11 protein-coding genes and 2 tRNA genes are annotated in these 14,811 nt (G+C 53.0%); 5 read left to right on the top strand and 8 right to left on the bottom strand.

The window, feature by feature from the left end:
* Positions 1–15: 15 nt before the first annotated feature.
* From SE15_RS05750 to SE15_RS05715, 8 genes are all read right to left on the bottom strand, one after another.
* Positions 16–1,977 (bottom strand): alginate lyase family protein, encoded by a 1,962-nt coding sequence (locus SE15_RS05750; RefSeq protein ID WP_054521126.1) that lies wholly within the window; start codon positions 1,975–1,977, stop codon positions 16–18.
* A 23-nt stretch (positions 1,978–2,000) separates the two neighbouring features.
* Positions 2,001–4,160, bottom strand: a complete 2,160-nt coding sequence (locus tag SE15_RS05745; RefSeq protein WP_054521125.1) for a bi-domain-containing oxidoreductase — start codon at positions 4,158–4,160, stop codon at positions 2,001–2,003.
* Positions 4,161–4,164: 4 nt separating this feature from the next.
* The gene (gene rny / locus SE15_RS05740) at positions 4,165–5,709 is read right to left on the bottom strand and encodes a ribonuclease Y (protein WP_083461730.1); all 1,545 of its coding nucleotides are present in this window, start codon (positions 5,707–5,709) and stop codon (positions 4,165–4,167) included.
* Positions 5,710–5,723: 14 nt separating this feature from the next.
* Positions 5,724–6,365 carry a regulatory protein RecX gene (locus SE15_RS05735; protein ID WP_054521124.1) on the bottom strand — a complete coding sequence of 214 codons (642 nt, stop codon included), beginning with the start codon at positions 6,363–6,365 and terminating at the stop codon, positions 5,724–5,726.
* A 426-nt stretch (positions 6,366–6,791) separates the two neighbouring features.
* Positions 6,792–7,472, bottom strand: a complete 681-nt coding sequence (locus tag SE15_RS05730) for a creatininase family protein (RefSeq protein ID WP_054521123.1) — start codon at positions 7,470–7,472, stop codon at positions 6,792–6,794.
* A gap of 77 nt (positions 7,473–7,549) precedes the next feature.
* On the bottom strand, positions 7,550–10,021 hold the full coding sequence (gene leuS, locus SE15_RS05725) for a leucine--tRNA ligase (protein ID WP_054521122.1): 2,472 nt from the start codon (positions 10,019–10,021) through the stop codon (positions 7,550–7,552).
* 343 nt (positions 10,022–10,364) lie between these two features.
* Positions 10,365–10,437, bottom strand: a tRNA-Ala gene (locus tag SE15_RS05720).
* Between the two features lie 40 nt (positions 10,438–10,477).
* A tRNA-Ala gene (locus SE15_RS05715) sits at positions 10,478–10,553 on the bottom strand.
* Positions 10,554–10,730: 177 nt separating this feature from the next.
* Here SE15_RS05715 and SE15_RS05710 point away from each other — a divergent pair.
* From SE15_RS05710 to SE15_RS05690, 5 genes are read left to right on the top strand one after another with little or no spacing between them, the layout of a single operon-like run.
* Positions 10,731–12,086 (top strand): hypothetical protein, encoded by a 1,356-nt coding sequence (locus SE15_RS05710; RefSeq protein WP_054521121.1) that lies wholly within the window; start codon positions 10,731–10,733, stop codon positions 12,084–12,086.
* Positions 12,087–12,089: 3 nt separating this feature from the next.
* Positions 12,090–13,235 carry a cell division protein FtsZ gene (gene ftsZ, locus SE15_RS05705; RefSeq protein WP_083461728.1) on the top strand — a complete coding sequence of 382 codons (1,146 nt, stop codon included), beginning with the start codon at positions 12,090–12,092 and terminating at the stop codon, positions 13,233–13,235.
* A gap of 10 nt (positions 13,236–13,245) precedes the next feature.
* Positions 13,246–13,464 (top strand): hypothetical protein, encoded by a 219-nt coding sequence (locus tag SE15_RS05700; protein ID WP_054521120.1) that lies wholly within the window; start codon positions 13,246–13,248, stop codon positions 13,462–13,464.
* 18 nt (positions 13,465–13,482) lie between these two features.
* Positions 13,483–13,695 carry a hypothetical protein gene (locus SE15_RS05695; RefSeq protein WP_054521119.1) on the top strand — a complete coding sequence of 71 codons (213 nt, stop codon included), beginning with the start codon at positions 13,483–13,485 and terminating at the stop codon, positions 13,693–13,695.
* A 9-nt stretch (positions 13,696–13,704) separates the two neighbouring features.
* The gene (locus tag SE15_RS05690; protein ID WP_054521118.1) at positions 13,705–14,811 is read left to right on the top strand and encodes a hypothetical protein; all 1,107 of its coding nucleotides are present in this window, start codon (positions 13,705–13,707) and stop codon (positions 14,809–14,811) included.

Genomic DNA, 14,811 nt, shown 5'->3' with positions numbered 1-14,811 from the left:
TTTAATCAATCCCCCCTATCCTTGCACCCCCACCTCAATATCCGTCACAAGTTTGAATGGCACACGCCCGGTCCAAGTGATCAGAAACGAAAGGGCAGGCAAACGGACAAGATAAGATGGTGAAAACCAGCCCAAGTGCTCAAATTCACTCTCAGGCCCAGCCACTACCCTGCCCTGACAGATTAGCCGCTGCGCCATTACCTGGATTTGATCCCCCTCCGCTTCCCATCTCACCTCCAGATTCATTTGCTCCCTCAGTTCTGGGTACGTTACTCGTATCCTTGTCTTTTTACCATCCCATTGCCACTCCCCCATCCGAATAAGCCAGTGTAAGTCAAAGCGGTGTACCTGCTGACCTTTCGAATTAACAGGGATCAGATCATCAACAACCTGCCAATGCCCACCGCCCAGCCAGGAGAGCGTTCGTCGGTGAATAAGACCAAGTGCTCGGTAACCATCGTGCTCTGCCACCCAACTTTGATTGGGCTTGGAAAGAGCAGGTAGAAACCTCACCTTTGCATCACGGCTCCACAGAAACCGCCCCAGGCGGCATAATTGATCTCGTCCGTCCACGCTTAGGGTATTATGAACCGGAGTTCCCGCCAAACCATTATCCCAGGGCGCCAAAAGATTGTAGGCGTATGTTCCAGGGTCAAGGAGAAGATTCACCCCGTTGGCCCAGAGGTCCACATGCATAAAATCTGCATGAGCCACCCGTCCCCTGCACGGCCCTCCCTGCATTAAAGCCCATGTGGTGACACCACGAGGTTTTATAATGCCCGGAGAGAGAGACCGGGGAAGGGAAACGTTTATTCCCCCAGGGTTTACTCCTAGCCATAGACTCAATTCATCCCAAATTCCAGGCAAGAGGAGCCGACTTCGCAAAAATACATTCCCTACCGCCTGAAGGGTGGGGCGATAATCCGCAATGTCGCAACTGCCAAAGGGCAACACGTTACTTCCGTCGTTGTGCCCGTAATTGGGCACTTTGCCCGAAGCCTCGTCCATTCGTTCCCACAGCCAGCCAACTGCCTTGGCCAGTCGCTCCACGGTTAGCGCTGGCAACTTACACCCCTCAATTTCAGCCGCGCGAGCGAACAAAAGCGCCAAATGGAGCATCAGACGATGGTAATTCAGGCTATTCTGGACATAACACCCATCCGGGGAAATCTGACGCTGAAGAGCTCGATTCAACCAATACCATCCCATCTTTCGCCATTTAGGGGCTTCAGGCCACTCAGGGAACATGACACCTGCCACATACAGCCCCAGCGCTTCGCTTAGCAGGTGATTATTATTTTGAGCCCGCGCATAGATCAGCGTTGGCGGGATTCGCCGTGCATGTTCAAGGAGAGCGATGACTAATTGATGCCGGAACCTTGCCTCAAAAACTGGAGACGTTTCGAAAACCTGTAAAGCAAATAGCAGGGCCGGAATGCGCAAGGCAACCTCTTGTCCTGAAGCCCAGTTAGGCCCATAGCCAACAGGATTGGCACGTAGAAAACGCTCAAGGTAATGTTGGCACGCCCGGGCATAACCCTCGTTTCCGGTCAAAATGTAGGCACGCCCCAGAGTAAAGACCCAACCCAGGCGGGCAGACTCCCAAAAAATCTTGATATCCTTGCCTCCAACGGTATTCCCATATCTATCCCATGGCATCAGCGGCTGGGGAGGCTCTAAGCTCAATGAAACAGGTTCACCTCCAAAGGGACGATGCTGTCCCTGCACGATTTCATCAGCCAGGGTCATCACCTGCGCCGATCCATCTGCCCCTAAAACCGCCCTGAGATGTTGGGGGTCGGGGATTTCGAAAAGTCTCCCTCGTACGGGTGGCGCCTTGGTTAGTTCCAAGTCCCGGAAGCGTGTTGCCCAACGCCACCACCCTGAAGCCAAACCGGCACGATAAACCCCATAAAGAGCCACCTGGGTCGGCCCGAGGGTTCTGAGGATTTTCCAGGCTTTTGTCAACCGGTTCACGGATTCTATGCAGTACCTACTTTTTACGCAATTTCAACCGGGCGTTGAGTCCTCAGGGATTCCCGGGCAGTCAGGGTCGCTTTGGCAACACCGATGATCTGCTCGTAAGGAATTGGGGGGACACCTGTGACTGTAATAGCATTGACAAACGCCTCCAGCAAGCCACGATGCCCTTTATCTTGACGCAACCGGTGCCGAAAGGTTTGGCGACGACCGTTGGCAACCAATTGCAGCGATCGAAAATCTTCCAGTTCAGCTACCTTCCCCTCACAAAATACTTCTACATGCTCCTTGGGATAAGCCTTATCGCCATTTGCCAGGTAGGACACAACCCCTATTGAACCATCCGGGAACTCAAATACCAAAGTGGCATTGTCTTCGCAATACACCCCCTGATCCGGTAGGGCTTTTCCCCACACCCTTATCGGCATAGTTCCTACCAGGAACACCAGAAAATCTATGAAATGACACCCCTCACCGACTATGCGCCCGCCCCCTTGCTGAGGATCGTGCAACCAGTGCGTCAGCGGCAAGTACCCAGCATTGACCCGGTAATATATGTGCATGGGCTGAGCCCGAGGCTCAAAAAAGGCTTTCAGCCGTTGAGCAAGAGGGGCATATCGGCGGTTAAAGCCCACTGTTAATAAGGGCATCCCCTCCAACTGAAGCAACGACTCTATCCGTTCAATCTCATCCCAATGAATTGCCAGGGGCTTCTCACAAAACACATGCTTTCCCGCTCTCAAAGCACTCTCAACCTGTCGGGCATGGTGCTGATGACGGGTCAGAATTGCCACGGCGTTTATGGCATCATCGTTCCAAATTTCAGTCTCGTCCGAGCCCGCATAAGCAAAACCAAACTTTTCAGCCGCGCGACGCGCGTGTAACCCATTTGCTGAGACAATTCCAACCTTTTCCACTTCCGGCAAAGACCTCAAATTCGGCAGAAATACTGCTGTGGCATAATTGCCGGCTCCAAGGACCCCTAACCGTACTTTTCCCGTGGGCGAGAGGTTCACAACAGACCGGGGAAGAACGATCCGTCGGGTCAGAGATGGCTCTTCCACCTGAGGATAAGTGATCAGCACACCCAGGCTTGGAGGAGCATTTTTAGCCGTAATTAGTGCGTAGGCCTGTTCTGCCGCTTCAATGGGGAATCGGTGGGTAATCAGGGGTTTTACCGTCAAACGCCCTTCACCAATCAAACGGGCAACTGCTTCCAGATTGCGCCCCTCGGTCCAGCGCACATACCCATAGGGATAGTCCTGTCCCCTCTCCTCATAATTAGGATCATATCGCCCTGGCCCGTAAGAGCGCGAAACCATGAAAGCAAGTTCCTTCTCATAATAAAGTTTGCGTGGCAGTTCCAGGCCTACCGCCCCCACAGCTACCACACGCCCTCGATCGCGTGCCAGCCTCCCCGCTAAATGAACCGGATCGTTTGCAGAAGTATCGGCGCAAATAATTACCGCGTCAAACCCTCGCCCCTGAGTAAAAGCAGTCGCAAATGTCTCGGCTTCTGAACGCAAGCATGCTTGTAGCCCCAGTGACCTGGCTTTTTCCACCCGCCAGGGGTTAATATCAATGCCCAGAGCCTCACACCCATTTGCTCTGGCCAATTGCATCGTCAAAAGACCCAATACCCCTAATCCAATAACGGCCACATACTCCCCGATCTGCGGTTCGGCAAGACGAAAGCCGTGTAACGCGATGGCACCCAGGGTAACAAATGCTCCGCTTTCAAAATCCACCCCCTCTGGAAGAGGGGTTACCAGCAAACGAGGCACAACAACGTACTCAGCATGAACGGCATACCCTCCCCCGGCACACGCCACCGCATCACCCAGACGCAGGTCGTTGATTCCCTCACCTACCTGCTCCACAATTCCGGCTGAGGAATAACCCAGGGCAATGGGTTGATTGAGACGGTTAAGTGCGGCTTCCAGGGCGGTGAGCACACCTTCACGGCGTGCCTTTTCCCACACCTGACGCACCAGATCGGGGCGAGATTGCGCCTTGCCTAAAAGGCTCTTTTCGGCAAAAGAGACTACCATCCTCTCGGTGCCTACTGAAACCAGAGAAGCCACGTTGCGGACCAATACCATACCGGGCCCCGGCACCGGTACCGGAACATCCGCCACCATCGTGCGTCCACTGCGTAAATCTTTGAGTACCTGCTTCATGACGCTATTTGGCGTAATCTACCGCCCGGGTTTCGCGAATGACGGTAACCTTAATCTGGCCCGGATACTGCATTGTCTCTTCAATCTTCTTAGCCACATCACGCGCCAGCCGGAGCGCAGCCAGGTCGTCAATTTCCTCTGGGCGCACAATGATGCGAATCTCACGCCCCGCCTGAATGGCATAACTCTGGCTTACTCCCTTGAACGAGTTGGCGATTTCTTCCAATGCACGCAGACGCTTGATATATTGCTCCAAATCCTCACGGCGTGCCCCCGGCCGGGCTCCCGAGATGGCATCCGCTGCTTCTACAATTACCGCCTCAAGGCTCTCTTGTTCAACCTCATGATGGTGAGAGGCAATGATATTGACGACTTTAGGCGGCACACCATACCGACGCGCAAATTCGGCGCCGATCATGGCGTGGGTACCATCCGTGTTATGATCCATGGCCTTGCCCAGATCGTGGAGCAACCCTCCCATGCGGGCTGCCTCCACATCGGCTCCAAGTTCAGCCGCCAAGACAGCCGCCAGTTTTGCCACCTCAACAGCATGAGCAAGCTGGTTTTGCCCATAGGACGTGCGGTATTTCAACCGTCCCAGCATTCTAATGACCTCAGGATGCAATCCCGTCACACCCGCATCATAGGCCGCTTGTTCCCCTGCTTCTACAATTGCCTTCTCTACCTCCCGCTGCTCCTCGTTCAAGATTTTCTCAATCTGGGCAGGATGGATGCGGCCATCGCTGATAAGGCGTTCTAGCGAGCGTCGGGCAATTTCACGTCGGATTGGGTCAAAACACGAAATGGTAACGGTTTCCGGTGTGTCATCCACGATGACGTCTACCCCCGCCGCCTGCTCAAACGCGCGAATATTTCGCCCATTGCGGCCCACAATGCGACCCTTCATCTCCTCGTTAGGTAACGAAATTACCGAGGTTGTGACACTTGCCACATGATCAGAGGCCACTCGCTGAATGGCTTCGGCGATCAACTCGCGTGCGCGTTTTTCTCCCTCAGCCCGCGCTTCGGCTTCGATTTGTCGAATGACACGGGCCATATCCGCACGCGCTTCCTTCTCAACCTCCGCCAAGAGCAGGTTGCGCGCCTCCTCAACACTCATTTGGGCAATGCGTTGCAATTCAGCCACCTGCTGTTCGTAAAGCCGCTCAATTTCATTGGCGCGCTTATCCAGGGAGGATTGCCGTTTATTTAGGGCTTGTTCGCGCTGTTCCAGACGTTCAATGCGATTATCCAGTTCCAGGCGACGCTTCTGCAAGCGGTCTTCTTCGCGGGCAATCTCAGAACGCCGGCGGTTGACCTCAGCCTCAGTCTCTTGCAGAATTTTTAGAGCCTTGTCGCGGGCTTCAATCTCAATCAACTTAGCTTGCTCAGTGGCGTTGGCTATCAGGCTATCCGCAATCTCTTTCTGTTCCCGTTGTAAACGTGCAATCAATGAACGCCGCACAAAGTAAATTACCACCCCCACCAGTATCACATCCCCCAGTAAAAGCAACAATGCCATTAGTAGAAAATTTCCATTTGCACCCATTTCTTACCTCATTCTTATGTCGTAGTGTCGTGGGTGGCCCGAATCTCTTCCCAAACTCGCCGTACAGTTGCTACGACGGTTCCATAGGCAAAACCACGCCGTTCCAAAAAACCCGCCAGTCGCCTATAAAACGTGGCATAATCCAGGCCCTCAAGCCGACGCGCATAGCGCAAAGCAGCCTGGTATGCCAGTTCGGTATCCTCGAGATCGGCCACCGCTCGTTGAATGTTCTCTTCTGATATTCCCTTGCGCCGGAGTTCCAGGGCAAGCAAGCGCCGGCTGCGCGGACGAGATGCCTTCCGACTCTCCACCCAAGCACGGGCAAAGCGATCGTCGCATACCCAACCCTCTTCAACCAGGCGTTGTAGGGTTGCATCAATAACCGACGGCTCAAATCCTTTGCCCTCTAATTTACTCCGCAATTCGGCTTCGGAACGCGGGCGATAATTCAAAAACCTCAAAGCGGATTGATAGGCCGCCTCCCGCGTTTCCTCAGCCTGCAAGGTTGCGATCTTCTCATCGCTAAGCGTTTGTCCAACTCGCAACCAGGCAGCAACAATGCGTGACAGGCCAAAAGCAAAGGATCCGTCTAGGTAAACGTTAACCCGGTTAGGGTTGCGTTTTTGTACACGCAGCGCCGTGATCTTGTGCTCCATTTTGTCAAATATCAGTGCGCTGCTTCGCCCGTCTTGTAGGCTCGCTCACGTCTTGCCAGCGGGTTGACCAGATCTAACCATCTGAATGGGTAATAGACGTGCAAAAAGGCGCAGACCTTAGTGTCTTTGTCACACACTCGGCCCACAGCGCGGTAAAGCGCTAATCTTTCGAGAGGTGTCCTCTATCACGTCCATTATCCTGTTACCCATCCATTTCCCATTTCTGGTCGGTGAGCAGATTCCCGTTTCTAGTTATCAAAACCCTAAAACTCAACTGTGTAGCCTTTTTAGGGCACACAGAGCCTTCTTGACCAGGCACAGCAGCGAAGAGAATATCAGAATTTGTTAACTAATTATACACGATTCCTTAACATGGCAAAGTCGAATATAGATTAGGAAAATACTACTTCAAATTTTAGAGAACTGTCAGAAATTCAATAGCGCCAACACGTCTTGAAGAGCCGCGTCAAACAACTCCTGCAAGATGACCTCAGATACCTCGTAGGCTCCCCCAAACACGCCATCTCCAAACGTAGCCCGCGTTTCCTCGGCATTAAGCAACCCCTGATAACCTTCCACTCGTTTCTCTCCCGTAGGAAGGTCGGCTACTCGGGTAAACGAAAATGCCTCTGCCCAGCCAGCGTGATAAATCTTTAGTCCATAGCGAGCCGCTACTGCTTCAACGCTGTGTGACTGCCACCACGCATACCAAGCCACTCGCATACTGGCATAGCGGTTAGCCATCTCAATCAGAACGTTCTGTGCCGCTGCATTTCCCCCATGCCCATTTAATACCAGAAAGCGGCGAAATCCCTGATGGTAAAGACTTTGAACAACATCTTCAACCACTTTGATAAATGTCTCGGTGCGCAGCGAAATCGTACCCGGATAACTTAGGAAATATGGGGAAACCCCAAAATTGAGAGGGGGCGCAACCAGGACCCCACTTTGGCGGCTGGCAGCATCTGCAAGCGCCAGTGGAATCTTCACATCCGTTAGAAGACTCAAATAACCATGCTGCTCACAGGCTCCTAAAACCAGGATCACCCGATCATCTCGTCGCAAATATTGCTCAACATCCATCCAGTTGAGATTTTCGAAACGCACACCCGCCTCCATTTGCTAGTTATAATAATAAAAAGGTGCTGCTCAGGTCTCCGAGCAGCACCTCCTTATCAATCCCCTTAAACCACAATGCTGACCAAACGTCGCGGTACGTAGATGACCTGGCGTGGGGTTTTTCCCCCAAGGTGGCGCTGAACGGCTTCACTCTGAAGTGCCAGGGCTTTGACTTCTTCCTCGCCAATTTCAGCATTCACAGTCAGGCGATCGCGTACCTTGCCGTTCACCTGTACTACAATCGTGATCATCTCCTCTTTGGCAGCCTCTTCATCCACCTGAGGCCACGCCTGAGTATGTACGGAATATGGCTTGCCCAGCAACGCCCACATCTCCTCGCTGATGTGCGGGCACACAGGTGCCAGCATCCGCAAGTAAATGTCCACCGCTTCTTCCCACGCCGGACTGCCCCAGGCTCCATTCTGTTTGGCTCTGCTCATTTCATTTAGTAATTCCATCAGCGAGGAAATAATCGTATTAAACTCAAACTCTCTAAAGTCGCGCGTGACCGACCGAAGCGTCTGATGCGCCTTTCGCCGCAATTGACGCAAAGTCGCTTCGTCTGCCCTGCCTGCCTCAGGAGCGGGCTCCAGGACAACCGACCATACTCGCTTAAGCCACCGATGCACCCCCTCGATACCCCCGCTGTTCCACGGTCCACCTTGATCCCAACGAGCGAAAAACATCAGATAAGCCCGCACAGTATCCGCCCCATAACGACTTACCAGATCGTCTGGAGCAATCACATTTCCCCGGCTTTTTGACATTTTCTCCGAGTCCTCACCCAACACCATCCCCTGATTGCGGAGTTGAAGCATGGGCTCGTTCCCTTTGGTAATCCCAATATCCCGACAGGCTTTATGGAAAAAGCGCGTGTAAATGAGATGCATGGTAGCATGCTCGATCCCCCCCGTATAGGTATCCACCGGCATCCAATAATCGTACTCACGGGGATCAAAGGGGCCCTGATCATAGTGCGGGCTCAGATAACGCAGGTGATACCAGGAAGAACACATAAATGTATCCATGGTATCTGTCTCTCGTTCCGCTGGACCGCCACAGGATGGGCAGGTGGTAAACCGCCAGGTTGGATGCAGTTTCAGGGGGCTTTCGCCCGTCGGTCGCCACTCCACATCTTCGGGGAGCAGCACTGGAAGTTGATCTTCTGGCACCGGAACTGTGCCACAATGCGGACAATAGATGATCGGGATGGGAGCCCCCCAGTAACGCTGGCGCGAGATTAACCAATCCCGCAACTTATAGGAAACCTCTGCTCGTCCCAGGCCATTGGCTTCCAGGTAGGCTATTACCTTTCGAATACCGGGGTCATCATGCCCCTTCCCGTTAATATAAGTGCCGTTGAGGGGTCCGCTATTGATCATGTAACCAGGGCCCGTATATGCGGCCTCCATGGTATCACCATCCATGACGACCCCTTCCGGCTGAATCACCGGGATAATGCGCAGCCCGTACTTTCGCGCAAAAGCAAAGTCGCGCTCATCATGAGCAGGCACTGCCATGATGGCGCCAGTACCATAACTCATTAGTACATAATCAGCAATCCAAATAGGAATGCGTTCCCCATTGACCGGATTGATCGCATACCCACCTGTAAATACCCCCGTTTTCTCCCGGTCTGCAGCCTCACGCTGAATGTCTGACTGGCGCAAAGCCTGATAAACATAAGCCTCAACCTCGGGTTTCTGTTCGGGGGTAGTGATTTTCTCGACCAGGGGGTGTTCCGGAGCCAGTACCATAAAAGTAGCGCCCCACAGAGTATCCGGACGGGTGGTAAAGACCTCAATCGGATCACCCTGCTCAGTCCTGAAGGTCACTGCTGCTCCTTCAGACCGACCAATCCAGTTAATTTGTAACGTGCGCACGCGCTCCGGCCAGTCAATACCTTCAAAAGAAAGCAACTCCTCTGCGTATTTGGTCAGCCGGAAGAACCACTGCTCCAGGTTCTTCTTGATCACCGGTGTCCCGCAGCGTTCACAAACACGCTCTTCTCCCACAACCTGTTCACGCGCCAGGGTGGTGTTGCAAGAAGGGCACCAATCAACCATTCCCCCTTTCCGGTAAGCTAAGCCGTGTTTATAGAACTGTAAGAAGAACCATTGGGTCCAGCGATAATACTCAGGATCCGAACTGATGGCTTCGCGCCGCCAGTCAAACATGGCCCCCATGCTTTTTAGTTGCTTCCGCATGCGCTCGATATTGCGGTAGGTCCATTGCTTGGGATGAATATTGTGTTTAATGGCGGCATTTTCCGCAGGTAACCCAAATGCATCAAACCCCATTGGGAAAAGCACGTTATAACCCTGCATGCGCATAAAACGCGCTCGGGCATCAGAGGGTGTCATCGCATACCAGTGGCCAATGTGCAAATCGCCAGAGGGATAAGGTAACATGGTAAGTGCATAATGTTTAGGGCGGCTGTAATCAATATTCGCATGATACAGCCCATCTGCTTCCCATTTTTCCTGCCACTTCCGTTCAATTTCTGCGGGGTTATAAGTTGGAACCGAGATGTTCATCCTCGATCACTCCTGCCAAAAGACAATTTGTTCATAATAAAAACAACCTTCGTCACTACAGGGACGAAGGTTGCTCTCCGCGGTACCACCCCGATTGCCCGGGCACACCCACACCCGGACCACTCTTTGATGCGCTAACGGGCATCACCCGTCCCTGGCTACTGATCTTCACCCGGGCAACCTGCCCCAACACTTGGAGCGACAGGCGAGTTCGATCTTGATAGGCCCTCCGCAAAGGCCCTGCCAGGCTCTCACCCTCCCTGACTCGCTGGCGGATGATCTACTACTCCTGCCCTGGTCTTACAAAGTGAGCCGGGAGATGGCTCCTGGCTCACATCTCGTGTGGACCCAGGGGGATTCGAACCCCCGACCTTCTCAATGCCATTGAGACGCGCTCCCAACTGCGCTATGGGCCCTTATGGATTTTTAAGGTGCGCTACCTTTTTGGCATGCGCCTGGTGGACCTGAGGGGATTCGAACCCCTGACCTCTTCAGTGCGATTGAAGCGCGCTCCCAACTGCGCTACAGGCCCTCATCAAGGGTAATCAAATTCTAATCGGAAGGGCTTAGGCTGTCAAGTTAAGCGCAAATCCGCAAATCCGTGTTCCCACCACGAACCCTGAAAACATGGAGAATTCAGGACTTCGGCCTAATTGGCACGTTTCTTGCATTTAGAGAGGATAATCCTGCTGTTACCCGGTCTAACACCATGAAACGCTCTGAGCATTCCAAGTCCGCGCCCTCCCCACAAACCCTCCAAATCAATCGTCTGGGGTTTCACTATTACCCCGACTCACTACATTACACTGCCCAAGACCTTCAAACTTGGTTGCCTCTTCTTTCGCGTCTCAACGTGGGTTGGTTAGCGATGGAGTCCCCGGCAACTCGAGCCATCCCAGAAGCATTTATCCGCGGTTTACTCAAACAAGGTATTTCACCTCTCATTCAGTTTCCCTTTTCTCTCGTTGATCCCCCCGAATTGAGAGAAGTAGCCCCTATCATTGAGGCTTACATTAAGTGGGGGGCCCTTCATATTCAGATATTTGACCGCCCTAACCTTCGAAGAACCTGGGGACCGGCATTCTGGTCTCATCCCGATTTAGCCGAGGCGTTTGTGGATGCTTTCTTACCCTGGGCGCAGTGGATTGTCCGCTGCGGTGGTTATCCCATTCTTCCACCCTTGCAGCCAGGGGGAGACTACTGGGATACCGCCTTCCTACAGAACGTGCTCACTATTCTAGAACGTCGCCAACAAACCAGCATTATCGAGAACCTCCACCTTTCCGCTTATGCCTGGACACACAATCATCCCCTTGAGTGGGGACAGGGGGGGCCGCTGGCCTGGCCTGAGGCACGTCCCTACTGTCAATCTCCCGATACTCAAGATCAGCGCGGTTTCCGCATCTTTGAATGGTATGAAGCAATTGCCCAATCCGTGCTCGAGCGTTCTCTGCCTATTCATCTATTTCATGTTGGTTTGCCCAGCGATCCCCAGATTCTTTTCAGTCAATCCGATGGATTCCATCCAGCTGCGATGCCCGCCGTTCAGCATCTCTATGCATCACTAGCGCCCAAGGGCATTGCCACCGTTCCCCTAGCAGCAGAATATCCTCCATCGTTGCTCTCCTGTAATTTTTGGCTTCTATCTGCATCTCCTAACACTCCTTTCGCGGCTCAAGCCTGGTTTCACGAAGGAAAGCCGGCTAATGACGCCGTGATGCAATTAATAAGCCCAGATGCTACGCACCCCCATTCCCAATTTACCCCCGGCTCCCCAGGGATATTTGAACATCTGAAACGCCCAATTGGTCATTACATCCTTTTACCCCCAGACTGGACTACCCAACCCGAACTGATCCCCATTCTGCTCTCACAAATGCCGACAGGGGATACCCCTACCCTGGGCACCGCCCTGTCTGAGGCCGTGCTCGCCCAACGTGTTACCCTGGTAGAACCGGAAAAGTTTGCCCCGGAAGTTATTGAACAATTAAGAGCTAGCGGCTGTGTCGTTGATACGATCACTCTAAACCAAGTTTCCCATCTTTCGAAATATCTGGCGAGGTGAACCATGAATCTCCGATTTGTAGAGACCGCACCTAAAACCACCGAGATTAGCGCCCCTAAACCCGTACTCAAGGTCATTGGCCTGGGTGGCGCAGGTTGTAATGCAGTCAACCGCATGATTGAGTTGGGTATCAACGGTGTGGAGTTCATTGCTGCCAACACCGATGCCCAAATTCTCCAACAATCACTGGCCCACACCAAGATTCAACTGGGCCCTCGCCTCACTCGAGGCCTTGGAGCAGGCGGGAATCCCAGCATCGGCGAAGCGGCTGCCGAAGAAAGTTACCGTGAACTCAACGCCGCCTTAAGCGGCGCAGACATGGTCTTTCTTACTGCCGGCATGGGGGGTGGCACCGGTACGGGTGCAATCCCTATCGCCGCCAGAGTGGCCCGTTCGCTTGGGGCAGTGACCGTCGCCGTAGTCACCCTACCGTTTATGTGGGAAGTTGGGCGTCGTCAGATCAATGCCTCTGAGGGCTTGGCCCGCCTTCGCCCCTACACCGACACGTTGATTACCATCCCCAATGACCGCTTGCTGGCCATTGCTCCTGAGAATCTGCCGTTAGAATTGGCTTTCCGCCTGGCCGACGATGTGCTGCGCCAGGGGATTCAGGGGATTTCTGAGTTAATTACCGAACCCGGTTTGATCAATATTGATTTTGCCCACATTCGCCAAGTTATGCAATCAGGTGGGGGATCTGTGCTCTCAATCGGCTTTGGGCAAGGCGAACACAAAGCTCAGAAAGCCATTGAACAGGCCTTACACCACCCCCTATTGGACTCAATCAACCTGGAAAATGCCTCTGCCCTTATTGTAAACTTTACAGCCGGCCCCGATTTGACTTTCATGGAAGTCGTGGAAGCCCTCAACGACTTACAGTCACGCACCAACAACCGAATTGAAATTATTCCCGGTGTGGTAACCAATGCAGCGATGGAAGACCGGGTACAGGTCATTATGGTGATTACCGGTCTTGGTGCGACTCCTGTGGAAATGCCTAAAACCGCCCGCACGGGCGCTTCACGCCCTGTTGAGGTCCCTTCAACGCCTCAACCTGTGATGACGGCTCCTTCTTTGGGCTCAGAGAGTGAGATTCCATCTGCCAATAACCTGGATATTCCGGCTTTCTTGCGCCGCCGCACTCGCTAAAGGATCTCTTATGGACCCCCAAATCTTACAGAAAGTCTGTCGGCAAATTTATGCTCGCTTTCCCCAGGTCCAGGGGCAAAAACCCAAAGTCAAACCCCAGGCCGAAGAGATTTACCTTTTAGTTTTTGAAAGCCGCGCCACCACCGCTGATGGCAAAACCCTGCATCACACCGTCCGGGCTACCGTAACAAAAACCGGAAAAATCATCAAAACCAGCACATCTCGCTAGCACAAAAAGGAGGTTTATATGCTTGCCCCCTTCTTACAGCGTGTCGAAATCCTTTGGTGGGACCTTATTATCAACGCCCTGAGCCGATTCACGCCTCTCAAGTACGCCATACGCATGGTCTACCGTTTCTGGCCAGGTTTTCTTCGAACCAAGGAAGCAAAAATGTTGCTAGTCACAGCCATCGGTGGCTTTGCGGCTGGTATGCTCCTGGCTCAATTTTCGCTGCGCTAATGAAAAATCATGAAACGTTGGTTCTGTCTAACCTGGATCCTCGCCCTGGCATTGGGTATTCTGATCACCTATCCCAGCCACGCTGCATCGGGTCTTCCAGGCTCGCCAGATTTGGCTCTAGGCGTCACTTATTATCCCGATGGCAGCCTTTCCGAGGTGGCTCTCCAGAGTCTCTCAACGCTCAAACCTCACTGGGTTAATGTTCCAATTGCATGGCAACGCCTTCAACCCAATCCCGACACCGCACCCGATTTGAGCACCCTGGACCCGGTTATGCAAACAGCGGCCAAAGAAGGCATCGCCGTGATGGTCAGCCTGACTCAGCCCCCGCCTTGGGCGCTGACTCCTGGTGGCCCCGATGCAACCCTGACGGCTCAGCTCGTTCTCACTCTGGTCCAGCGTTATCCAGGGGCTATACAAGCAGTAGAATTATTTCCTGGGGCAAACGTAATGGAAGAGTGGGGAAGTCTACCCAATCCTTCCAATTATGCGCATTTATACCTCGAGGTTCAGGAAGTGCTTCGGGATAAGGGAATCCCGCTTTATCTTATCGCTGGCGGTCTTCAGCCTCCCACATCCACACAAATTGCGAACGGCGCCATGAATGACCTTCAGTTCCTGGAAGGTTTATACCAAAATGGGGCGGCTTCCTTTATGCCGATTTTGAGCCTTCAATTCCCCTTATTGAGTGGGGATCCTCTCAAACCTTCCAATCCTCAGTTCCCCTGGGTTTTACGCCACTACGAACAGGTGCGTCAAGTCATGCTCTCCCACCATCACACAGAGGGCATCCTCTGGCTCACCTGTCTGGTTGTCCCTGATGGTAAAATAAACCCAGAGGATCGTATCTACCTGGCAACTGAGAACGAGATCAAGTGGTGGCGCCAAGCATTGGTGCAAATTCGATCACAGTTGTATATCGGAACCCTTTTCATTTATGATCTAAACCCAGCATCAACGAATTCTACACCGACGAGAAGCCTCATCCTGGGAACCCATGAAAGACATCCCCTTTACCCCTGGATTAGGTGGCTTCTCCAGCAAAGCAGTGCTGAGGGACCACAATTAGGCCGCCCTAAAGACCAGGCCCTTACTAAAAACCGCGACCGACCTTGA

Origin of the sequence: Thermanaerothrix daxensis (assembly GCF_001306145.1) — a bacterium.
Taxonomy (GTDB): domain Bacteria; phylum Chloroflexota; class Anaerolineae; order Anaerolineales; family Anaerolineaceae; genus Thermanaerothrix; species Thermanaerothrix daxensis.
This window is presented reverse-complemented; position numbering and strand designations above follow the sequence as displayed.

Bases quoted from the DNA above. Each gene is read 5' to 3' on its own strand.
- SE15_RS05735 (WP_054521124.1), bottom strand. From the start codon at position 6,365: ATGGAGCACAAGATCACGGCGCTGCGTGTACAAAAACGCAACCCTAAC.
- ftsZ (WP_083461728.1), top strand. From the start codon at position 12,090: ATGAATCTCCGATTTGTAGAGACCGCACCTAAAACCACCGAGATTAGC.
- leuS (WP_054521122.1), bottom strand. From the start codon at position 10,021: ATGAACATCTCGGTTCCAACTTATAACCCCGCAGAAATTGAACGGAAG.
- SE15_RS05745 (WP_054521125.1), bottom strand. From the start codon at position 4,160: ATGAAGCAGGTACTCAAAGATTTACGCAGTGGACGCACGATGGTGGCG.
- SE15_RS05690 (WP_054521118.1), top strand. From the start codon at position 13,705: ATGAAACGTTGGTTCTGTCTAACCTGGATCCTCGCCCTGGCATTGGGT.
- SE15_RS05700 (WP_054521120.1), top strand. From the start codon at position 13,246: ATGGACCCCCAAATCTTACAGAAAGTCTGTCGGCAAATTTATGCTCGC.
- SE15_RS05695 (WP_054521119.1), top strand. From the start codon at position 13,483: ATGCTTGCCCCCTTCTTACAGCGTGTCGAAATCCTTTGGTGGGACCTT.
- rny (WP_083461730.1), bottom strand. From the start codon at position 5,709: ATGGGTGCAAATGGAAATTTTCTACTAATGGCATTGTTGCTTTTACTG.
- SE15_RS05710 (WP_054521121.1), top strand. From the start codon at position 10,731: ATGAAACGCTCTGAGCATTCCAAGTCCGCGCCCTCCCCACAAACCCTC.